General features: G+C 64.6%; 21 protein-coding genes and 1 pseudogene. 17 read left to right on the plus strand and 5 right to left on the minus strand.

The window, feature by feature from the left end:
* Positions 1–2: 2 nt before the first annotated feature.
* The 8 genes from cbiE (at position 3) to GJ699_RS10530 (ending at position 5,512) form a co-directional block, all read left to right on the plus strand.
* Complete coding sequence (gene cbiE / locus GJ699_RS10495) at positions 3–1,307, plus strand: precorrin-6y C5,15-methyltransferase (decarboxylating) subunit CbiE (RefSeq protein ID WP_154375803.1); 1,305 nt, start codon at positions 3–5, stop codon at positions 1,305–1,307.
* Complete coding sequence (cobI, locus tag GJ699_RS10500) at positions 1,300–2,097, plus strand: precorrin-2 C(20)-methyltransferase (protein ID WP_154375805.1); 798 nt, start codon at positions 1,300–1,302, stop codon at positions 2,095–2,097. The genes cbiE and cobI overlap by 8 nt, the downstream gene beginning before the upstream one ends.
* The gene (locus GJ699_RS10505) at positions 2,094–2,852 is read left to right on the plus strand and encodes a cobalamin biosynthesis central domain-containing protein (protein ID WP_154375807.1); all 759 of its coding nucleotides are present in this window, start codon (positions 2,094–2,096) and stop codon (positions 2,850–2,852) included. The genes cobI and GJ699_RS10505 overlap by 4 nt, the downstream gene beginning before the upstream one ends.
* On the plus strand, positions 2,849–3,253 hold the full coding sequence (locus GJ699_RS10510; protein WP_371867522.1) for a cobalamin biosynthesis protein: 405 nt from the start codon (positions 2,849–2,851) through the stop codon (positions 3,251–3,253). Before GJ699_RS10505 ends, GJ699_RS10510 begins: the two co-directional genes overlap by 4 nt.
* On the plus strand, positions 3,250–4,227 hold the full coding sequence (gene cobJ, locus GJ699_RS10515) for a precorrin-3B C(17)-methyltransferase (protein ID WP_154375809.1): 978 nt from the start codon (positions 3,250–3,252) through the stop codon (positions 4,225–4,227). Before GJ699_RS10510 ends, cobJ begins: the two co-directional genes overlap by 4 nt.
* Positions 4,224–4,571: a (2Fe-2S) ferredoxin domain-containing protein gene (locus GJ699_RS10520; RefSeq protein WP_154375811.1), complete on the plus strand. Its 348-nt coding sequence runs from the start codon at positions 4,224–4,226 to the stop codon at positions 4,569–4,571. The genes cobJ and GJ699_RS10520 overlap by 4 nt, the downstream gene beginning before the upstream one ends.
* A gap of 92 nt (positions 4,572–4,663) precedes the next feature.
* Positions 4,664–5,212 (plus strand): single-stranded DNA-binding protein, encoded by a 549-nt coding sequence (ssb, locus tag GJ699_RS10525; RefSeq protein ID WP_154375813.1) that lies wholly within the window; start codon positions 4,664–4,666, stop codon positions 5,210–5,212.
* 120 nt (positions 5,213–5,332) lie between these two features.
* Positions 5,333–5,512 (plus strand): ATP-binding protein, encoded by a 180-nt coding sequence (locus GJ699_RS10530; RefSeq protein WP_371867527.1) that lies wholly within the window; start codon positions 5,333–5,335, stop codon positions 5,510–5,512.
* Here the strand turns inward: GJ699_RS10530 and GJ699_RS10535 are convergent.
* Positions 5,492–5,890, minus strand: coding sequence for a response regulator (locus GJ699_RS10535; RefSeq protein ID WP_154375817.1), 399 nt, complete (start codon positions 5,888–5,890; stop codon positions 5,492–5,494). The two genes, GJ699_RS10530 and GJ699_RS10535, sit on opposite strands and share 21 nt — an antisense overlap.
* A gap of 390 nt (positions 5,891–6,280) precedes the next feature.
* Here GJ699_RS10535 and GJ699_RS10540 point away from each other — a divergent pair, with 390 nt between their 5' ends.
* The 9 genes and pseudogenes from GJ699_RS10540 (at position 6,281) to GJ699_RS10580 (ending at position 17,369) form a co-directional block, all read left to right on the plus strand.
* Positions 6,281–8,425, plus strand: a complete 2,145-nt coding sequence (locus GJ699_RS10540) for a S53 family peptidase (protein WP_154375819.1) — start codon at positions 6,281–6,283, stop codon at positions 8,423–8,425.
* A 286-nt stretch (positions 8,426–8,711) separates the two neighbouring features.
* Positions 8,712–9,386 (plus strand): gluconate 2-dehydrogenase subunit 3 family protein, encoded by a 675-nt coding sequence (locus GJ699_RS10545; RefSeq protein WP_229262045.1) that lies wholly within the window; start codon positions 8,712–8,714, stop codon positions 9,384–9,386.
* Between the two features lie 13 nt (positions 9,387–9,399).
* Positions 9,400–11,172, plus strand: a complete 1,773-nt coding sequence (locus GJ699_RS10550) for a GMC family oxidoreductase (RefSeq protein ID WP_154375823.1) — start codon at positions 9,400–9,402, stop codon at positions 11,170–11,172.
* Positions 11,169–12,416, plus strand: a complete 1,248-nt coding sequence (locus GJ699_RS10555) for a cytochrome c (protein WP_229262046.1) — start codon at positions 11,169–11,171, stop codon at positions 12,414–12,416. The genes GJ699_RS10550 and GJ699_RS10555 overlap by 4 nt, the downstream gene beginning before the upstream one ends.
* A 197-nt stretch (positions 12,417–12,613) precedes the next feature.
* Complete coding sequence (locus tag GJ699_RS10560; protein ID WP_154375825.1) at positions 12,614–13,078, plus strand: rhodanese-like domain-containing protein; 465 nt, start codon at positions 12,614–12,616, stop codon at positions 13,076–13,078.
* Positions 13,079–13,082: 4 nt separating this feature from the next.
* On the plus strand, positions 13,083–14,006 hold the full coding sequence (epsC, locus tag GJ699_RS10565) for a serine O-acetyltransferase EpsC (RefSeq protein WP_154375827.1): 924 nt from the start codon (positions 13,083–13,085) through the stop codon (positions 14,004–14,006).
* Positions 14,003–14,283: pseudogene (locus GJ699_RS10570) on the plus strand (helix-turn-helix domain-containing protein). The gene epsC and the pseudogene GJ699_RS10570 overlap by 4 nt, the downstream one beginning before the upstream one ends.
* Before the next feature lie 69 nt (positions 14,284–14,352).
* Entirely contained in the window at positions 14,353–15,285 is a 933-nt protein-coding gene (locus GJ699_RS10575) for a family 2A encapsulin nanocompartment shell protein (protein ID WP_154375831.1), read from the plus strand.
* 8 nt (positions 15,286–15,293) lie between these two features.
* The gene (locus GJ699_RS10580; RefSeq protein ID WP_371867523.1) at positions 15,294–17,369 is read left to right on the plus strand and encodes a family 2A encapsulin nanocompartment cargo protein cysteine desulfurase; all 2,076 of its coding nucleotides are present in this window, start codon (positions 15,294–15,296) and stop codon (positions 17,367–17,369) included.
* Positions 17,370–17,460: 91 nt separating this feature from the next.
* Here the strand turns inward: GJ699_RS10580 and GJ699_RS10585 are convergent, their stop codons facing one another.
* The 4 genes from GJ699_RS10585 to GJ699_RS10600 form a co-directional block, all read right to left on the minus strand.
* Positions 17,461–18,039 carry a hypothetical protein gene (locus GJ699_RS10585; RefSeq protein WP_154375833.1) on the minus strand — a complete coding sequence of 193 codons (579 nt, stop codon included), beginning with the start codon at positions 18,037–18,039 and terminating at the stop codon, positions 17,461–17,463.
* Between the two features lie 8 nt (positions 18,040–18,047).
* Complete coding sequence (locus GJ699_RS10590) at positions 18,048–18,929, minus strand: LysR family transcriptional regulator (RefSeq protein WP_154375835.1); 882 nt, start codon at positions 18,927–18,929, stop codon at positions 18,048–18,050.
* Positions 18,930–18,938: 9 nt separating this feature from the next.
* Positions 18,939–19,943, minus strand: coding sequence for a YeiH family protein (locus tag GJ699_RS10595; protein WP_154375837.1), 1,005 nt, complete (start codon positions 19,941–19,943; stop codon positions 18,939–18,941).
* A gap of 156 nt (positions 19,944–20,099) precedes the next feature.
* A complete protein-coding gene (locus GJ699_RS10600) occupies positions 20,100–22,046 on the minus strand; it encodes an acid phosphatase (protein ID WP_154375840.1) in 1,947 nt (648 codons plus the stop codon).
* Positions 22,047–22,163 lie beyond the last annotated feature (117 nt).

Below are 22,163 nucleotides of genomic sequence, written 5' to 3' on the forward strand. Positions count from 1 at the left end.
TCATGGAAATCAAAGATCCCAATCCCTGCCGCGTTATTGGCGTGCTGGATGACGGCGTCTCCAGCCTGAACGCCACCGCGCTGGCGTTGCTGCGCAGCGCGGACGTCATCATTGGCGGCGCGCGCACGCTGGCGTTGCTGGAACGCGAATTCAAATCCGGCGCCGTGCGCCATGACCTCACCGGCAAGCTGAAACAAGTGCCGGAATGGGTACGCGCCGCGCGCGCCGACAATCTGGCCTGCGTGGTGCTGGCCACCGGCGACCCGCTGTGTCACGGCATCGCCCCCTATCTGGCGCAGCATCTGTGCGTGGAAGCGCTGGACATCCTGCCCAACCTGTCGACGTTGCAGCTGGCCTGCGCCCGCATCGGCCTCGCATGGCAGGATGCGCGCATCGTCTCTGTGCATGCGAAAGATGCCGGTGAGTGGCAGCGCGGCGCCACGCCAGGCCACGGCCTGTACGCGCTGGCACAAGCCACGCGCCAGCATGCGCGCCTGCTGATCCTGACCAGCCCTGACAACTCGCCCGATCGCATCGCGCGCCTGTTGCTGGCAGAAGGCCTGGGCGACGATTTCCTGATGGCGGTGGCGGAGAATCTGCTGCAGCCGGAAGAACGTGTGCTGGCCGAACTCACGCCGCAGCAAGCGGCTGAGATGAAGTTTGCCGCGCTGAACGTGGTGCTGCTCTGGCGCGTCACGCCGGCCACACGTCCGGTGCGTTTCGGCCTTGCCGACACTGAATTCGTGCAACGCCAGCCGGAGAAAGGCCTGATCACCAAACAGGAAGTGCGCGCCGTCAGCCTGGCGCGCATGCAGCTACGCGCGGACAGCGTGGTGTGGGACATTGGTGCCGGTTCTGGCTCGGTGGGGCTGGAGGCGGCGCGTCTTTGCCCGCAAGGCCATGTCTACGCGACCGAAAAGAACGATGGCGACTTCGCCATCGCCGGTCAGAATCACGCCGCCTTCGGCGTCAGCAACTACAGTCTGTACCTCGGCAAAGCGCCGGAGGGATTGGACGCCTGGCCAGATCCGGACGCGGTCTTCATCGGCGGCTCCGGCGGCGAACTGGCGGGCCTGATCCAAACCATCATCACGCGCCTGCGTCCTGACGGCACGCTGGTGATGAACTTCGTCACGCTGGAAAACCTGGCCACCGCTACCGCGACACTGCAGGCAATCGAAGGCATCAGCTGGGACGTGCTGCAACTGCAGGCCGCGCGCAGCAAACCTATCCTGCACATGCACCGCATGGCTGCCGAGAATCCGGTGTGGATCGTCTGCGCGCGCCGGGAGGTAGGTGATGTCTAAGCCCGGCACCCTGTGGGGCATCTCGCTCGGCCCCGGCGACCCTGGCCTGATCACGCGCGCGGCGTGGGAAGCGCTGCAACGCCGCGATACCATCTGGGTCTATCCCGCGCGCAGCGGCAAGACGCCAAGCTACGCTTTCGATATCGTGCAGCGCGCCGGCCTTACGCCGTCGGAGCATCACACGCAACTGCTGTTCCCGATGACGCACGATGGCGAGAAACTCGGCCGCGCATGGCTCAAGGCCGCGGAAACTGTGCTGCCATGGCTGAACCAAGGCCTTGACGTACTGTTTCTCGTTGAAGGCGATGCCAGCACCTACGCTACCTTTGGCCATCTCGCCCGCACCGTCAACGCCATCGATGCACAAGTGCCGGTGCAGATCATCGCCGGCGTCAACTCGTTCACTGCCGCCTGCGCGCAAGTGCCGGTGCCGTTCTCCGAGCAGGATGACACGGTTGCCATCGTGCCCGCCGCCTATGGCGTCAGCGCGGTCGACCGCCTGCTGCCGGACTTCGACACGCTGGTGCTGATGAAGGTGAAACCCATCCTGGATGACCTGATCAACTGGATGGAGCGCCGCGACCTGCTGGCCGGCGCCCACTTCATCGAGCGTGTCGGCGCGCCGGACGAACGCCGCTACAGCGGTAATGACATCCTCGAACTGCGCGGCACCAAGGTGAGCTATCTGTCACTGCTGATTATTAAACACGCGCACCGCATTCGCGGTGAACGCATCAAGGGCTGCCTGCGCAAGGACGGCCCACAACCTCTATCCCTGGAGACCGCATGAGCACCATCACCAATCAGCCGGCACCGCGCGTGTGCCTGGTCGCCATCACCAAGCATGGCGCCGCGCAGGCCGCGCGCCTGGCGGTTGATCTGCCGGAAGCGGATATCTGCACCTCCGCCAAATTCGCCGCCACCTTTGCGGACGTCAGCAACACCGTGCGGGCCTACGATGGCGCGCTGCGTGACGAAATCGGCCCGCTGTTTGAAGGCTACGACCAGATCATCTTCTTTGTCTCGCTGGGCGCCGTGGTGCGGCTGATCGCGCCGCACCTGCGCAGCAAGGACGAAGACCCGGGCATCATCGTGGTGGACGATGCTGGCCAATATGTGATTCCGGTGTTGTCCGGCCACGTTGGCGGCGCCAACGAGTGGAGCGAGCGCGTGGCCGATCTGCTAGGTGCCGCGCCGGTGCTGACCACCGCTTCCGATGTCGGCCGCACGATACCGGTCGATATTCTGGGACGTCACCTCGGTTGGCGGGTAGAGGCGCCGAAGATCAACATCACGCGGGTGTCGGCGCACGTGGTCAACGGCGAAGCGATCGCCTTCGTGCAGGAAGCCGGCAGCGCCGATTGGTGGACCCGTCCGACGCCACTGCCCGACAACATCCACCGCTACGCGCGCTTCGACGAGGTGCCGCTGGACCGCTACGCGGCGCTGCTGTGGGTCACGCACGCCGAAGTACCGGCCGAGCGCTGGGACGCGCTGCACGAACGGTTGGTGGTCTATCGTCCGCCGCAGGAGCAGCCGGCGTGACGCAGTACACCGTGGGCCTGGGCTGCGATCGCGGCGTCGCGCTGGCGACGGTGCGCGAAGCGGTGCAGGCTGCGCTGGCCACCGCCGGCGCCATGCCGGAACAGGTGACTGCTGCCGCCACCATCATCATCAAACAGGATGAGGAAGCGCTGCTGGCACTGGCGCTGGAATACGGTTGGCCGTTGCACTTCTACGAAGCGCATCAGCTGGCGGCGGTGCCGGTGCCGCATCCGTCAGAGACCGTGCGGCGCTACACCGGCACGCCGTCGGTGAGCGAAGCGGCGGCATTGCTGGCCGCCGGACCGAATACGCCGATGACCTCGCTGGTCGTCGAAAAACATAAACACAGGGGTGCGGATGGGCGTAATGCCACCGTCTCCATCGCAAGGAAAACACCATGAGCGAAGCAGGAAAAATCATGCTGGTCGGGATCGGTCCCGGCGCGGTTGAACACATGACGCAGCGCGCGCGCGACGCCATCGCCGAATCGGATGTCGTCATTGGCTACGTCACCTACATCAAGCTGGTGGCCGATCTGATCGAGGGCAAGGAGATCATCCGCAAATCGATGACCGAGGAGTTGGACCGCGCGGTCAGTGCGCTGGAAGCGGCGCGCGCCGGCAAGAAGGTGGCGCTGATCTCGTCGGGCGACGCCGGCGTGTACGGCATGGCCGGGCCGACCTACGAGGTGCTGTTCCAGGCCGGCTGGACGCCGGACGATGCGGTGCAGGTCGAAATCATCCCCGGCGCCTCGGCGCTGAACAGCTGCGCCGCGCTGGTCGGCGCGCCGCTGACGCATGACTTCTGCGCGATCTCGCTGTCCGACCTGCTGACGCCATGGCCGACCATCGCGCGCCGGCTGGACGCGGTGGCGATGGCCGATTTCGTGGTCGCTCTGTACAATCCGAAAAGCGGACGGCGCACGCGCCAGATCGTCGAGGCGCAACGGCTGTTCCTGCGTCACCGCCGGCCGGATACACCGGTGGCGATTGTGAAGAGTGGCTATCGGCGGCGCCAGAACATCGTCTTCACCACGCTGGACAGCATGGCCGATGCCGACATCGGCATGCTCAGCACGGTCCTGATCGGCAACAGCAATACCTTCGTGCGCCACGGCCTGATGGTGACGCCGCGCGGCTACGCCAACAAGTACGACATGGAGGAGGGCGGCGCCACCCGCGACGGCGAGAAGGCCGGCCGTTCGCTGTCGACCGGCTTGCTGGGATGGCTGGAGACGCTGCAGGCCGAACATGCGGCCGGCGACAGCATCGAAGTACTGGCGGCACGTCACCGTCTGCCGGCCGACTACATCCACGCCACGCTGAATGAACCCTGGGAGGCCGAAGCCCCCGCCACTGAAGAAAGCGAAGCATGAGCGACGACATCGTCAAGCCGAAGATCGGCAATTATCACCGCCACCTGCTGGTGTGCACCGGCCCGCGCTGCAGCGCCGATGGCGAATCGCAGGCGCTGTTCGACAGCCTGGGCGCCAAGTTCAAGGCGGCCGGGCTGGACGCGGGCGAATTGCGCGTCAAGCGCAGCCGGGTCAGCTGCTTTGCCGCCTGCAAGGGCGGGCCGATTGTCTGCGTGCAGCCGGACGGCACCTGGTACTACAACGTCACCTCCGAGAATATGGACCGCATCGTCGAACAGCACCTGTGCAAGGGCGAGCGGGTGGAGGAACTGGTGTTCCATCAGTCCGACAACGGCGTATTTTGAGACGCCGCAAGACGGCGTGTCGAGAATCTGGAGTGTCAGGCCAAAAGTGAGCTAAACTTCTACTTTCGCCGAACACATGGAGTTTTATTAAAATGGCATCAGTCAACAAAGTCATCATCGTCGGCAATCTGGGTCGCGATCCGGAAATTCGCTACATGCCTAGCGGTGATGCGATCGCCAACATCGCCGTGGCGACCTCGTACAAGTCGAAAGACCGCAACACCGGTGAGCAGAAAGAGCTGACCGAGTGGCACCGTATTTCCTTCTTCGGCCGTCTGGCCGAGATCGTTGGTCAATACCTGAAAAAAGGTTCGTCAGTTTACGTCGAAGGCCGTCTGCAGACCCGCAAGTACACCGATAAGGATGGCGTAGAGAAATACGCTACCGACATCATCGCTGAAAACATGCAAATGCTGGGCGGCCGTCAAGGCATGGGCGGCGACGCCGGCATGGACGAAGGCGGCTACGGTGGTGGCAACAGCGGCGGCGGTTATGGCGGCGGCGGTGGCGGCTACGATGCCCCACCACAGCGTCAGGCCCCGGCCCCGCGCCCACAAATGGCTGCGCCAGCCCCGGCCCCACGCCCGGCACCGCGCCCAGCGCCGAACTTCTCGGATATGGATGACGATATTCCGTTCTAAGTTATATATTGCAACAGTCGGTCAGGAAAAGCCCCGTAACTCATTGAAGTTACGGGGCTTTTTTGTCATATAACGCCCCAAAATCTCCGATCCGCTGGTGCAGCTGTCGGTGGTCGCCAAATCGGAGGGGGGCCGGCGTCCACCAGTCTGGGATTGGGCTTGTTCATTGCGCGCGAGATCACGCTGGCGCATGGCGGCGCCATCACGGTGGCGTCCGATACCCGCAGCGGCACGGTGTTCACCGTATGGCTGCCGGAGGCGATCAGCGCGCCAGCGCCGCTAGCCGGCTGTCCCGTTTGACGGATAGCGCAAGGCCAAGGCCTCCAGCAAGGCATCGGTATCGACCGGCTTGGCGATATGCAGATCGAAGCCGGCATTGCGCGCTCGCAGCTTGGTGGCATCATCGCACCAGGCGGTGAAGGCGATCAGCAACGGTTGCGGTATCCCTGCCATGGTGCGGATCTGCTCCGCCACCTGAAATCCGTCCAGCTCCGGCATGCTGATATCGAGCAGCACGATGTCCGGCACAAATTCCCGCACCGCCAGCAGTGCCTGCCACCCGCTGTAGACGACCTGGGTGGCATAGCCGCTGAATAACAGGATGTGGGACAGGATATCCGCCGCATCGCGATTATCGTCGACGATCAACACCCGCAGCAGTGACGGTGGCGCGTTCATGTCACGGCTCCGCTGCGGACAATATGCCGCGACCTCTGGCTATGCGAAAACATCATCTTTCCCCGGTGCGATCGATACACGGAGCGTATCCAATCACTACCAGCTTGCGCGTCTATGCGTGCGACACGCGTAGGACGCGAACGGCCACCCGCGTAGGACCGCATCGCCGCGCGATGACCTTGCTGGGGCGTCAATGATGTCTGTCATGAAAGGGGGGCTGCGGAGTGTGAGAATGTGTGAGAAAGCGACGGAACATTTTCTTTGAGGTAACGTTTAAGGTGAATTTACACAGATTTACCGTACCGGTTTGAGCAACTTGCATATTTCCGTGTGGGAATTTGTTAGTATTTATCCGTCCCCTACCACCAATTCTTTCGTTGCGAGATTGCTATGCAATATTTCTCACGTTCCACGCGCCTGTTGGCGCTACCGCTGACCTGCATCGTCGCGCTGTTGAGCGCCTGTGGCGGCAGCAGCACCGATACTTCCACTACTGATACCACCCAGGCCAGCGCCACCGCGCTGGTTGCCACCGGCGCCACCGTGCTGACGCTGGATCCGGATACCGTCGCCGAACAGGATGCGACCCAGTACGCGTTGCCGTCCTATCATATGGCGCCGGTGCTGCTGGAGACCCCGGCCGACGCCGCCGCCGGCGATGCCGCGCCCGCCACCGTGCACAAGCAAACCGTGCCGTCGGCGTTCCGCAACCTGAGCTCGCGCTTGCTGACGGTGGAGTCGCTGCGCGCCGCCCAGGCTAACCGCACCGTCAGCACCGTCAGCGCCGACGCCAGCGACAGCGGCGCCACCGCCATGGCCACCACCAGCACCGTGGTGACCTACACCCCGGCCCAGATCCGCGCCGCCTACGGCCTGCCGACCTTGCCGAGCAGCTACACCAGCCTGACCACCGCCCAGGCGGCCCAGCTGGGCGCCGGCCAGACGATTTACATCGTCGACGCCATGCACAACCCGAACATCGCGGCCGAACTGTCGGCCTTCAACACCAAGTTCGGCCTGCCGACCTGCACCACCAAGACCGTCGCCACCAGCGCCAGCCTGCCGCTGGCCACCGCTTCCAGCAGCGCCTGCGAACTGTCGATCGTGTACAGCACCTCGGCGGGTGCCATGACCAGCTCGGCACCGACCTATGACTCCGGCTGGGCCACTGAAATTGCGCTGGACGTGCAATGGGCCCACGCCACCGCGCCGCTGGCGCGCATCGTCGTGATCGAGGCGGCCAGCTCCAGCTACAGCGATCTGCTGGGCGCGGTCAAACTGGCCAACAACATGGGCACCGGCATCGTCTCGATGAGCTTTGGCGGTTCCGAAACCAGCACCACCGCCAACTACGACAGCTACTTCTCCGGCACCAACATGAGCTACGTGGCGGCCACCGGCGACTCCGGCGCGGCGGTCAACTGGCCGTCGGTCTCGCCTAAAGTACTGGGCGTCGGCGGCACCACGCTGACCTGGAGCGGTTCCGGTAGCCGTAGCGAAACCGTCTGGTCCAGCACCGGCGGCGGCGTGTCCAGCTATGTGGCCACCCCGAGCTACCAGAGCACCTCGGTGCCGGGCATGGGCACCGCGACCCGCCGTACCGTGGCCGACGTCGCCTTCAACGCCGACCCGAACAGCGGCCAATACGTGGCGGTGATCGCCTCCGGCAGCAGCACCGTCAAATGGACCAGCGTCGGCGGCACCAGCCTGGCGACGCCGCAATGGGCCGGCCTGATCGCCGTCGCCAATGCGCTGCGCGTGCAGAACAGCAAAACCGTGCTGGGCCAGCCGCACGTCGCGCTGTACACCAATATCTCGACCGTGGCCGGCACTTACGCCAGCAGCTTCCTGGACATCACCTCCGGCAGCCATGGCACCTGCTCGGCCTGCTCCGCTGAAACCGGCTACGACCAGGCGACCGGCCTGGGCACCCCGAACGCCTCGTCGCTGCTGTCGACGCTGTCTGGCCTGACCGTGCAGACCGCACCAGTGGTAACCGCCGCCACCATCAGCGGCAAGGCCGGCACCGCGCTGACCTTCACCGCCTCGGTGAGCGCCGCCAACGCCGTCACCTACTCGCTGAGCGGCGCGCCGTCCGCGATGACCATCAGCAGCGCCGGCGTGGTCAGCTGGGCGTCGCCGGTGGCCGGTACTTATAGTGTCACCATCACCGCCAAGGACAGCGTCAACGGTCTGAGCGGCAGCGCGGTGTACAGCATTGTGATCGCCTCGGCCAGCACCACCACCACCACCACCACCAGCAGCACCGGTCCGGTGATCACCGCCAGCGCCATGACCGGCGTGGTTGGCAAAGCGCTGAGCGGCACCATCAGCATTACCGACAGCAGCAGCAAGTCGATCTCGGTCAGCATTTCCGGCGCGCCGCTGGGCATGACCTTCGGCGTCAGCGGCAGCAAGATCACGGTCAGCTGGGCGTCACCGAAAACCGGCAGCTACACCCTGAAAGTGGTGGCGACCAACGGTAACAACGCCAGCAGCTCGGTCAGCATTCCGGTGACCATCACCGCCCGCTAAGCCACAGTTTCCGGCTTTAGCCTGAGGCCCGGCCTGCCCCGCAAGGGGGAGGCCGGGCCTTTTTGCATTCTGGTATCATACGCAAATTGGTCAGACCAATTGTAAAAATGGTCGACCATAAATACACAAATGAATAGTTTGACTGTGTATAAAAACTGCATTAAACTCTCTTAAGTTTTTGCTCAAAATCAAGTTTTACCGCCCCGGCCGACGGGGTTTCTTCCCCCTCACACACACGCTACCTATGTCCAAAGACAAATTCAGTCCGTCGCGACGGACTATTCTCATGGCGACTGCTGCCGCAGTGCCGCTGGCGTCCGTTCCGGTCTACCGTGCTGCCCGCGCGGACGGACTTGAAGGCGTCGAGCTGCAGCAGTACCAGCCAGTCTTCTTCTCGGCAGCCGAATGGACCTTTATCCTGGCCGCCTGCGATCGCTTGATCCCGGCCGAAGGCAAGGGCCCGGGCGCGCTGGAAACCAATGTCCCGGTGTTTATCGACCAGCAATTGCACAACGGCCTGGGCGATGACATCTACATGGCCGGCCCGCACCAGCCGGACGCGCCGAAGACGCTGGGCTTCCAGGGCACGCAGTCGCCGCAACAAGCCTACCGCGCCGGCATCAAGCTGACTCAGCAATACGTGCAGCAGAAATACGGCAAGACCTTCGAACAGTTGGGCATGGTCGACAAGGACGCGGTGCTGACCGCGCTGCAAAAGAACGACATCAGCTTTGCCGACCTGGGCGAAGCGGCGCTGCACGCCTCGGCCTTCTTCGGCCAGTTGCTGGGCGATGCCAAGAACGGTTACCTGGCCGACCCTATGTATGGCGGCAACAAGGACATGAAGGCATGGGTGGCGATCGGCTTCCCGGGCGCCCGCGCGGCGTACACGGAATGGGTTGACGTGCACAACGTGAAGTATCCGTTGGGGCCGGTCAGCGTCAGCGGCAAACGCGCATAACAGGAATAAGAACATGCCAAACATCACTAACGACGACGTCGATGTCGTCATCGTCGGCCTTGGTTGGGCCGGCTCCATCATGGCCATCGAACTGGCCCAGGCCGGTCTGAAAGTGCGCGCGCTGGAGCGCGGCCCGGACCGTCCGCCGGAAGATTTCGCCTACCCGAAACCAGCCGACCAGTACGCCTACGCGATTCGCAACAAAGTGTTCGCCACCCCGCGCGACGCCGCGCTGACGGTGCGCTACAACGATAGCGAAACCGCGCTGCCGACCCGCAAATGGGGCGCGTTCGCGCCCGGCACCGGCGTCGGCGGCTCCGGCCTGCACTGGACCGGCGTGCTGATCCGCCCGACTACCACCGACATCAAGCTCAAGACCTACGCCGACCAGGCCTACAAGCGCGGCTCGCTGGACCCGGACATGCGCGTCAAGGACTTCCCGTTCACCTGGGATGAGATCGAACCGTTCTACGACAAGTTCGACCAGATTTGCGGCCTGTCCGGCAACACCGGCAACCTGAAAGGTGTGATCCAGCCGGGCGGCGATCCGTTTGAAGGCCCGCGCTCGAATCCGTATCCGCTGCCGGCGCTGCACGACACCTACAACAGCTCGCTGTTCGCGGCGACCGCCAAAAAAATGGGCTACCACCCGTTCCCGAATCCATCGGCCAACGTGTCGCAGGCGTGGACCAATCCGTATGGCGCGCAGCTGGCGCCGTGCAACTACTGCGGCTATTGCTCCAAGTACCCGTGCCTGAACTATTCCAAGGCATCGCCGCAGACCACGATTCTGGACGTGGTCAAGCGCATGCCGAATTTCAGCATGCGCGTCAACGCCAACGTCATCCGCGTCGACCTGCACGCCGACAAGAAGACCGCCAAGGGCGTCACCTACATCGACGAGAACAACAAGGAAGTGTTCCAGCCGGCCAAGATCGTCATCCTGTCCAGCTTCCAGTTCGCCAACGTGCGCCTGATGATGTTGTCGGGCATCGGCCAGATCTACAACCCGCTGACCGAGACCGGCACCATCGGCCGCAACTACGCCTTCCTCAGCAATGGCGACGCCACGCTGTTCTTCAAGGACAAGCACTTCAACCCGTTCGCCACCGCCGGCGCGACGGGTGAAATGTTCAACGACATCTCGCCGGGCAACTTCGAAGACGGCATCAAAATGGGCTTCATCGGCGGCGCCAAGATTCACAGCTCGCAAGCGACCGGCGCGCCGATCGGCACCGCGCTGCCGAAAGGCACGCCGGGCTGGGGCAAGGGCTGGAAGGAAGGCATGGTCGACTGGTATGGCCGCTCGATGAAAATCGGCATCACCACCACCTGCATGTCCTATCGCGGCCACCATCTGGACCTGGACCCGAACTACAAAGATCCATGGGGCCAGCCGCTGCTGCGCATGACCTTCGACTGGCGCCAGAACGAGCTCAAGCTGCAGCGCTACCTGCGCGACATCGTGCTCGGCATCGCCAAGGAACTGGGACCGGATTCGATCAGCGAAAACTTCCTGGCGCTGGATTCGCACTGGGACATCACCAAGTACGTGTCGACCCACAACGTGGGCGGCGCCATCATGGGCGACTCGCCGCGCGACTCGGCGCTGAACCGCTACCTGCAATCGTGGGACGTGCACAACGTGTTCGTACCGGGCGGCAACGCGTTCCCGCAGAACTTCCAGGCCAATCCGACCGCCACCATCGGCGCCATCACACTGATGGCCGCCGAAGCGATCAAAAACCAATACCTGAAAAACCCTGGCCCGCTGGTGCACGTATGATGAACAAACTGACGCAATTCCTCACCACCGCAGTGCTGGCGCTGGCTGGCGCGGCCGTCCACGCCGCCCCGGATCAGGCACAGATCCAGCGCGGCGAATACCTGGCGCGCGCCGGCGACTGCATCGCCTGCCACAGCGCGCCGGGCAAGCCGGCGTTTGCCGGCGGCCTGGCGATCGACAGCGGCCACGGCATCATCTACTCGACCAACATCACGCCGGACAAAAAGAACGGCATCGGCGGCTACAGCGAGCAGCAGTTCGCCGACGCCGTGCGCAAGGGCGTGCGCGCCGATGGCACCCACCTGTATCCGGCCATGCCGTACACCAGCTACGCCAAGGTATCGGATGCCGACATCAAGGCGCTGTACGCCTTCTTCCAGTCGGGCGTGAAGCCATCGACCTACGTGCCGCCGGCCACCAGCATGAGCTTCCCGTTCAATATGCGCTGGGGTATGGGCGTCTGGAACTACTTCTTTGCCGACAGCAAGCCATTCGTGGCGCAAGCCGGCTGGAGCGACCAGATCAAACAGGGCGCCTATCTGGTGGAAGGTCTGGGCCACTGCTCCAGCTGCCACACACCGCGTGGTTTCGCCATGAACGAAAAAGCCAGCAACAGCGGGCAATCGAACTTCCTGGCCGGTGGCGAGCTGAACGACTGGCCAGTGCCATCGCTGCGCGGCTTGCCGCGCTGGAGTGAAACGCAGATCGTCGACTACCTGCAGACCGGCCGCAACAACGGCGCCGCCGTCGCCGGCGAGATGACCTCGGTGGTCGAGCACAGCACCGCGCATCTGCAGGATGCCGACCTGCACGCGATCGCCGCCTACCTGAAAGCGCTGCCGCCGGTACCGGCGCGCGGACCGGCGGTCAAGCCGCAGGGCAAGGAAGAGACCGTGCGCAAGCTGAGCGCGGCTGTCAACCTGACCTTGGGTGAACGTCTCTACCTCGACAACTGCGCCGCCTGCCACTTCGTCACCGGCAAAGGCGCCAGCCGCGTCTTCCCCGAACTGGATGGCGCCACCGTCATCAACGCCGACAATCCGACGGCATTGGTCAACGTCATCCTGCACGGCGCCCGCACGCCATCGACCGACAAAGCACCGTCGATCCTGGTAATGCCAGGCTTCTCGCGCCGCCTGAGCGACAGCGAAGCCGCCGCCCTGGCGACCTTCCTGCGTCAAGGCTGGAGCAACAGCGCCGCCGCCGTGACCGAGCGCGACGTCGCCAAAGTCCGCGCCAAGTAATGTAACCGGGGTCAATCCTCCCAAAGCTACACGGGCTCTACCGTAAGCGACGCTTACGGTAGAGCCCGTGTAGCTTTGGGAGGATTGACCCCGTCTTTATGCGTTTTCCGCCTTTGTGAAGTTGTTTTTATTCGTTTTGTTTAAGTTTGACGAAACGTATGCTGGCGTCTATCGCCATCAACTCTCAAAGGTTCTTCATGTCGGACGCAGTTCTCGATCTGCCACAGCAGTTGGCAGAGGTTCAAGCCCACGCTGAGGCGGCGGGTCTGTCGTATGCGGGTGGCGTGCCGCCTGCTCTTGCCTGGGAGCTGGTCTCCAGCGGTCAGGCGCTGCTGGTGGATGTGCGCACCGCCGAGGAGCGCAAGTTCGTCGGCCATGTGCCGGAGTCGCTGCATGTGCCTTGGGCCACCGGTACCGCGCTGACCCGTAATCCGCGTTTCGCCCGCGAGCTGGAGGCGAAGATCGGCGGCAAGGAGGCGGTGGCGCTGTTGCTGTGCCGTAGCGGCAAGCGCTCGGTGCTGGCGGCGGAGGCGGCGGCCAAGGCTGGCCTGTTGCATGTCTTCAATGTGCTGGAAGGTTTCGAGGGCGAACTCGACGCCCATCAGCAGCGCGGCCACGCCGATGGCTGGCGCTTCCATGGTCTGCCCTGGCTTCAGGACTGACACCATGACGGCTACCTTCGATATCGGCGGTATCACCGCCGCGCTGCATGACGCCCGTCACCAGTGGCGCCAGGCGCAAAGCCGCAACAGCGAGGCCGGCAACCGTGAGTTTCCTTCGCGCGATGCGCTCTCTTCCATTATCGATTGCCTGAAGGGCGTGCTGTTCCCGATGCGCTTGGGGCCGCCCGATCTGCGCCAGGAAAGCGAGGATTTCCACGTCGCCCATGCGCTCGACGCGGCGCTGCACGCGTTGCTGCATCAGGTGCGTCGCGAGCTGCGCTACAACGCCAATCTGCGCAGCGAAAGCCTGCCGGTTGATGAGGCGGCGCTGAGCGCAGTGCGCGCGTTCGCCGCCGCGCTGCCGCAGATCCGCACCCTGCTCGACAGCGATGTGCTGGCGGCCTATCAGGGCGATCCGGCCGCGCGCAGTGTCGATGAGGTGCTGCTGTGCTATCCGGGCGTGCTGGCGATGATTCATTACCGCCTGGCACACCAGTTGTACACGCTGGATCTGCCGCTGTTGGCGCGCATTGTGTCCGAGCTGGCGCACAGTGCCACCGGCATCGACATTCATCCTGGCGCGCGTATCGGCGCCGGTTTCTTCATCGACCATGGCACCGGCGTGGTGATCGGCGAGACCGCCGTCATCGGCGCCCGCGTGCGCGTCTATCAGGCGGTCACGCTGGGCGCCAAGCGCTTCCCGACCGATGCCGAGGGCAATCTGCAGAAGGGTTTGCCGCGCCATCCGGTGGTGGAGGACGATGTGGTGATCTACGCCGGTGCCACTATTCTCGGTCGCATTACTCTTGGAAAAGGTGCCGTGATTGGCGGCAATGTCTGGCTGACTCACGACGTGCCCGCCGGCGGTCGCGTGGCGCAAGCCGAGTCGCGCGAGGGCGCGTTCGCTAACGGTATAGGTGGCTCATGAATGCACCAGCAAGTCTCAGCAGCGCACTGGTGCAGGGCTTCGGTCTGGGCGTGCGCCAACTGCGCGAGGCGCAGGGCTGGTCGCAGGAACGACTGGCGGAAAACTCCAATCTGAACCGCTCCTACATCGGTGAGATTGAGCGTGGTGTGGTAATTGCTTCGCTGGTGACGGTGGAGAAGTTGGCGTCGGCGCTGAAGCTGACGCCATCTGCTCTGCTCACTTACGGCGAGCGTTTGCGCGCGCCAGATGAGTCCGCCTGATGGCTATAGCCTGTTGAGTAAACGTTATGCATTCTTCAAACTAGCTTATGCATTTTTCTTCTTAACCAATCTTGATCGGAGTCACAATGTCGGCAACTGTAGGTGGGACCACCGCGCTGGGCGATAACGCCGCACGGCAATTAGCAAACGCAACCAAGACAGCGCCGCAGCTGTCGACCATCAGCCCGCGCTGGCTGACGCACTTGCTGCAGTGGGTGCCGGTGGAAGCCGGTATCTATCGCCTCAACCAGGTGAAAAATCCGGAAGCGATCAAGGTCACCTGCACCGCGCGCGAAGAAGAGAACCAGCTGCCGCGCACCTATGTCGATTACGAAGAAAATCCACGCGAGTATTTCCTTAACGCGGTGTCGACCATTCTGGACGTGCACACCCGCGTGTCCGATCTGTACAGCAGCCCGCATGACCAGATCAAAGAACAGCTGCGCCTGACCATCGAAACGATCAAGGAAAACCAGGAATCCGAACTGATCAACAACCCGGATTACGGCCTGCTGGCGCAAGTAACCGATGAGCAACGCATCTTCCCGCTGACCGGCGCGCCGACCCCGGACGATCTGGACGAGCTGCTGACCAAGGTGTGGAAAGAGCCGGCCTTCTTCCTGACCCACCCGCTGGCGATTGCCGCCTTCGGCCGCGAAGCCACCCGTCGCGGCACGCCGCCGCCGACCATCAGCCTGTTCGGCTCGCAGTTCATCACCTGGCGCGGCATTCCGCTGATTCCGTCGGACAAAGTGCCTGTGGCCGATGGCAAGTCGAAAATCATCCTGCTGCGCGTGGGCGACAAGCGTCAGGGCGTGGTTGGTTTGTTCCAGCCGGGCCTGCCTGGCGAACAAAGCCCGGGTCTGTCGGTGCGCTTCATGGGCATCAACAACCATGCGATTTCGTCGTATCTGATTTCGCTGTACTGCTCGCTGGCGGTGTTGACCCCGGACGCGCTGGCGGTGTTGGACGATGTCGAGATCGGCAAATACCACGACTATCCTGACACCTACAAATAAGGTCCGCCGTGAGCCATCCATCTCCTACTCTGCCGGTGGCGGAGCCGGCCGGCGCGCCATTTGATCCGGCGGCGTTGGCGCGGTTGGCCAACGAGCTGTTCCAGGCATCGCCTGGCGCGGCCGGCGTGCCGCAAGCGCCGTTCAACACGCCGGTTGGCGTGCACGGCGTGCAGGCGCCGGGCAATATCGCGCCGCCGGGTTCGCCGCTGGTCAGCCCGGCCGGCTTCGGCCCCGGCGTGCCGGGCACGCCGATCCCGCAAGGGCAACTGCCAGGCACCAATCTGATTCCAGCGTCGCCGACCCAAGTGCTGTCGCTGGGCAACCGCGCACCGGCATTGGCGCCGGCCGCGCAGGCTGGCAACGGCGTGCCGGACAAGGTCTACAGCAGCCTGCCGGCGTACGAACCGCGCAGCGGCAGCAGCGTGCTGGGCGTGCCGGAGGCTGTGGGCGCGGATGCGCCGTCGGCTGGCGCGTCGCCGTTCTACTTCCTCAACGAGCGCTACGGCCAGCCTGGCACCGGTGCCAGTCAGGGTAGCGCCGCGTCGTCCACCGCGCTGCCGCCGGGCGCCGCCTATCCGGAAGCCAGCCTGTATCCAGCGCCGCCGTTGGGTCTGCGCGAACTGAGTTCGCCACCGGCCACCGGCCTGCCGGGCACGCAAGCGTTGGCGCCAGCCTCCGCCGCAGCCAGCGCGCCTGGCGGCTCGGGCATCCCCGGCGCCAGCGCCGCCACCTCGCACGCCACGCCATCGGCCACCGACCGTCCACAATACTACTTTGTAGACGCCGTGGTGCTGCCGAGCGGCTACGTGACGCCACCCAAGCCGCAACCGCACGCCACCGTGCCGCTGGCTGGCGGCGATCGTCATCCGCCGTTCGACGTGCACGCCGTGCGGCGCGATTTCCCGGTGCTGCAGGAGCGCGTCAACGGCCGTCAGCTGGTTTGGTTCGACAACGCCGCCACCACCCACAAGCCGCAGTCGGTGATCGACCGCATCGCCTACTTCTACCAGCACGAGAACTCCAACATCCACCGTGCCGCGCATGAACTGGCGGCGCGCGCCACCGATGCCTACGAAGGCGCGCGCGAACGCGTCAAGCGCTTCATCAACGCACCGGATGTCAACGAAGTCATCTTCGTGCGCGGTACCACCGAGGCGATCAACCTGGTGGCCAAGAGCTGGGGCGCGCAGCACATCGGCGAGGGCGACGAAATCATCGTCTCCAATCTGGAGCACCATGCCAACATCGTACCGTGGCAACAGCTGGCCGCCGCCAAGGGCGCCAAGCTGCGCGTGATACCAGTCGACGACAGCGGCCAGATTCTGCTGGACGAATACCGCAAGCTGCTCAACGACCGCACCAAGCTGGTGTCGATCACCCAGGTGTCGAACGCGCTGGGCACGGTCACGCCGGTCAAGGAGATCGTCGAACTGGCGCACCGCGCCGGCGCCAAGGCGCTGGTCGATGGCGCGCAATCGGTATCGCACATGCGGGTCGACGTGCAGGATCTGGGGGCCGACTTCTTCGTCTTCTCCGGCCACAAAGTGTTCGGTCCGACCGGCATCGGCGTGGTGTGGGGCAAGCGAGAAGTGCTGGAAGACATGCCGCCATGGCAGGGCGGCGGCAACATGATCGCCGACGTCACGTTTGAAAGAACCGTGTTCCAGCCGATCCCCAACAAGTTCGAAGCCGGCACCGGCAACATCGCCGATGCGGTGGGCTTGGGCGCGGCGATCGACTACGTCAACCGTGTCGGCATCGAAAACATCGCCCGTTACGAGCATGACCTGCTGGTGTACGGCACCGCGCAACTGCAGGACATCAAAGGCGTGCGCCTGGTTGGTACCGCAGCCAACAAAGCCAGCGTGCTGTCGTTCGTGTTGGCCGGCTACAGCACCGAAGAAGTCGGCAAAGCGCTGAACGAAGAAGGCATCGCCGTGCGCACGGGTCACCACTGCGCACAGCCGATCCTGCGTCGCTTCGGGCTCGAAACCACGGTACGGCCGTCGCTGGCGTTCTACAACACCTTCGACGAAATCGACCGCCTGGCGACCGTAGTCCGCCGCCTGGCCGGCCAGCGTTAAACCCCGGGGTCAATCCTCCCAAAGCTACACGGGCTCTACCGTAGCGGAACGCTACGGTAGAGCCCGTGTAGCTTTGGGAGGATTGCCCCCCTTATTTTTTGCGGGTGCGGATGGCGTTGATTTGTTTGAGCTCTTTGTCGTTGGCGTTGGCCAGTAGTGCTTCGTGGGCTTTGCCCAGCTCGATGTAGTGGGCTTGTTCGGGTGTCAGCGCTTGGCCGCGTAGTGCCCAGCTGGTCAACCATCCGGTCAGCAGGCAGCACAGTAGTACCAGCACGGTGTAGACGGCGATCCAGGCGCCGGTTTTGAATTGCAGCAGGTTGAGGGCGGCGCCGGTCTTGCGCGCGGCCTCGGTGGCGCTGCTCAGTTGTGTCACCATGTCGGCCACTGCGGCTTGGGTGGCGATGGTGGCGGCCTGGCTGGCTTGCTGCGCGGCGGTGTTGGCGATTTGCTGCGCTTCGGCGTTTAGCGCGACGGCGTCGGCGATTTTGCTGTCGATCTGGCTCAGGCCGGCATTGGCCAGCCGGACCAGCTTGTCGCAGTTGGCGATCTGCCGCGTGACGTTGGCCACTTCGCCATGAAACCGTTCCACTTCTTTGGCGTGGGCGTCGAGCTTGTCTTGGAAGAGGTCGGCTTGGTTCATGGCGCGGGCGGCAAGTGGCGATGCCGCCATGATACCGCTTACGCGGCCTGAACGATATGCGCCAGCGCCTGTGCCGCCCGGCTCTGGTGGCGCTGGCGATGATGCAGCAGCGAAAATGGTCTTGGCGGCAAATCAAGGTTGGCCCGGCACAGCAGTCCGGCCTGCAGATGCGGCGCCACCACCAGTTCGGACGCCACCGCCGCATACGGCCCGGCCAGCACCGCGCTGCGTACCGCTTCGTTGGACGGCAGCGCCAGCGCTACCTTCAGCTGCGATGGCGTGATGTCCAGCGCCGCCAGCCGCGCTTCAAACGCCGAGCGCGTGCCCGAGCCTTGTTCGCGCATGATCCATTCGGCGTCCAGCAGCGCGGCGCGGTCCAGCGCGCGGCCATCGGCCCACGCGTGGTCGGGCGCCACCACGATCGTGATGTGGTCGTCGCCCAGTGGCGTCACTACCAGTTCCGGCTCGTCGACACCGTCTTCCACCAGTCCCAGATCGGCGGTGCCGTCGCGCACCGCTTGCGCCACGCTGCTGGTGTTGCCGATGGTGAGGCTGAGCGCGATCAGCGGATATTGCCGGTGAAACGCCAGCAGCAGCGGCGGCAGCCAGTAGCTGGCGATGGTCTGACTGGCGTGTACCGCCAGCGTGCCGCGCTGCAGCCCGGCCAGTTCGGCCAGCGCCATTTCGGCGTTGCGGGCGGCGGCCAACGTGGCGCGCGCCTTGGTCAGAAACTGACGGCCGGCGTCGTTGAGCTGGATGCCGCGACCCATGCGGTGAAACAGCGGGGTGTCGTAGCGCTCTTCCAGCGCGCGGATCGAGGCGCTGACCGCCGACGGCGTCAACGCCAGCGCGTCGGCCGCCTGCGTCAGGTGTTCGCGCTCGGCGACGGCGATGAAAATGCGCAGTTGTTCCAGCGTCATGCGAATTCCTTAAGCGATAGACAGAAAATGGATCAGGCCGAGGCTGATCGCACACAGCACCAGTAGCGACAGCACCACCACCATGGTAACCCGGCCACCGGCGCGCAGCACGCTGCGGGCGTCGACGCCCAGACCGAGCGCGGCCATCGACATCACGGTCAGCGCATCGGCCGCGTGCTGGGTGGGTGCCAGCACGGCGTGCGGGATCAGGTCGAAAGTGCGCAGCGCCATCAGCGCCAGGAAGCCGAGAATGAACCACGGCACCAGCTGCGACAACTGCGGCCGCTGGCGTTCGGCGCGCGGGCCGAACAGTGACAGCAGCAACACCACCGGTCCCAGCATCATCACCCGTACCAGCTTGACCAGCGTGCCGACGTGGGCGCTGCTCAGCGACACCGCGCTGGTGGCGGCCAGCACCTGCGGCACGGCGTACACTGTGAGGCCGGCAAACACGCCGTACTGCATGGCCGACAGCGACAGCAGCGGCATCGCCAGCGGCAGAGCCAGCACCACCAGCACGCCCAGCACGGCGGTGAAGGAAATTGAGGCGGCCACGTCTTGGCCATCGGCGTCAATGACGGGCGCGACGGCGGCGATGGCCGAGTTGCCGCAGATGGAGTTACCGCAGGCGATCAGAATCGCCAGCTTGGCCGGCAGACCGCTGAGGCGGCCGATGGCGTAGCTGCTGACTATCGCCAGCACCACCACACCGGCGATGCCGGCTAGCAGCATCCAGCCCTTGGCCAGTAGCGATCCCGCGCTGACCGATGCGCCCAGCAGCAGCACCGCCAGTTCCAGCAACGTCTTGGCGCTGAACTGGATGCCGGCCGCGCCGCGCGTCCAAAGCGCCGAGGCCGGCGTCAGCGTGCGCAGGCTGGTGCCAAGCACGATCGCCAGCACCAGGCTTTCCAGCCAGGCGCGGCCAAACAATGCGCTTTCCAGGTGTTCAAGGCCGACGGCGGCGGCGGTGACCGCCGCGCACAGCAGCAGTCCGGGCAGGATGTTGGCACGCATTTCGCGCTCTCTTATTCAAATTCCGAATAAGCAAAGTATGAAAGCGTATGGCTATGCAGTCCATTGATATGTTCTGCACAAATTGTTCGATTTAATAAAACAATCGCCCGGCGCGACCAAGTGGCCGGCGCCGGGCGAGAGCTGAGACGCGGAGGATTAGCCCAGCGTCAAGGTCAGCGTGGTGGCGCCGTAGGTCGCGGTCACGCTGCTGAAGCCGTCCACCGAGACGGTGGTGAAGCGGCCTTTCAGGCTACCTGCGGTCAGCACGGTCAGCACAGTGCCGGCTTTCGGCGCATAGCCGCTGGCGAACTTGATGCGCAGCGTGCCGCCGGCGATGGTGGCGGTGCCGGCCACGGTCAGCGTGCCCTGGCTACCGGCGGCGGCGCCACCGACATCCAGTTCCAGCACGGTGCTGCCGCTCAGCTGGGTGTACTTGCCGGCCAGCTTGACCGCGCTGCTGGCGTTGGAGACCAGCGTGCCGCCGCTGTTGTAGACGTCGCCGGCGCCGAAGGCGGCCGTCGACTCACCGGTCAAGGTGCCGGCGGTCAGCTCGGTGCCGCCGGTCCAGGTGTTGGCGCCGGCCAGTTTCAGCGTGCCCGTACCTTGCTTGATCAGCTTGCCGCTACCGCTGATGTTGTTGCGCCAGCGGTCGGCCGCGTTGAAGCCGCCCTTGCTGGCGTCCATGGCGATGGTGACGTTGCCGCTGAACGCGCCGTAGCCGTCGGCCGCCGCGAACAGGTTCAGACGGCCCCAGCCTTCGGAATCATCCGACACCGGATAGCCGGATGCCAGCGCGGTGGTTTTCAGCACCACGCGGCGCTGGGCGTCGCTCAGGTAAGGTTGACGGGTTTCCAGCAGCACCTCGGCGCCTTTCGGTACCACGGCAGTCGCGGTGGTGCTGGCGATCTGCGCGAAGCCGAAGGTCAGGCGGCGGCTGTAGTTGGTCTTGTTGGTGGCGTAGTCGGCGAAGCGGTCGGTGGCGGTGGTGCCCGATTGCGCGTAAGCCGCGAAGGTGTCGGCGGTGGTGCCGGTGGCGGCGATCAGCGCGGTGTGTGCCTGGGTCACGGCGGCCGCTTTCTTGGCGGCGTTGGTGCTGTCGTACAGGTTGGCGGCGGCGGTGGCGGTGCCGAGGATACGGCCGCCGATCACGTCGGTTGGCGAGTGCATGCCGGCGATGATGCGCATCTCGCCCAGCTCCAGGCCGCGGCTCAGAATTTCCTGATAGCGTTCCGGCAGCGCGTAGGCCATGGCGATGGTGTCGCGCACCGCTTCGGCGGTGTGGCCGCTCGGGAAGCCGCCGTCGGTGGCCGGGGTGGTGCTCTTGGCCGGCACCAGCGTCGGCAGCAGTACCACGCTGCTGCTCCAGCGGTACGGACGTGCATATTTGTAGAAGCGCTTGGCCGGTTCGGTCGAAGCGTTGTTGCCGACCAGGTTGACCAGGTCGACCACATTGCCGAAGGTGGTGTTGGTGGTGCTGCCGACGCCGGTGTTGTTGCCGCTGTCGTTGTACAGCACGGTGGTGGCGTCCGAGGCCACCGAGGTGATGCTGGTGGTCTGCTGGGCGGCGGTGCGCCAGGCGTTGGTCAGCGGGCCCAGGCCGTCGGTCACGCTGTAGCCCTTGCCACGGCGGTCATCCAGATAGGCTTGCACGGCCTGGTCGGCGGTGCGGTTGGTGGTGGCGTTGATCACATAGTTGATGTTGGCCTGGTGCACGGTGCTGTTGGCAATGGTGCCGTCCGGCGTGCCATCGCCCGGCACGCCGGTCCAGGTCGATGCGACCACGGCCGGGAAGCTGTCAACCGCTGGCGCGGTGACGCCGGCGTCGACGATTTGGGTCAGCGGTTTCCAGATGTCGAGGAAGCCGCCCAGCACGCGCACGCCGGCGTTGGTGGCCAGGGTCGCATAGCGGGCGTCGCCGCGCTGGTTGGTGGCGACGGTGTCGACAAACGCGGTGGCGCTTGGCACGGCGACGGTTTCCGCCGCGCCCTGGTCGGCGGGCGCGGCCGGGATGACCAGTGGCTCGTCTTCAATATTGGAGCCGCAGGCGGTCAACGCCAGGGCGATGCTCAGGGCCAGCAGGTGAGGGCGGGTAGGCAGTTGCATGTCAAATCCGTTGTCAGATGTAAAAAGGCAACAGACTAATGAGCGGATATGACATGCCGATTACGCACCACGAGTGGTATCGCTTCCAGCGCAAAAAATTATTGCTGGCGCTGGAAA

Source organism: Duganella guangzhouensis (assembly GCF_009674535.1).
GTDB lineage: Bacteria > Pseudomonadota > Gammaproteobacteria > Burkholderiales > Burkholderiaceae_D > Rugamonas > Rugamonas guangzhouensis.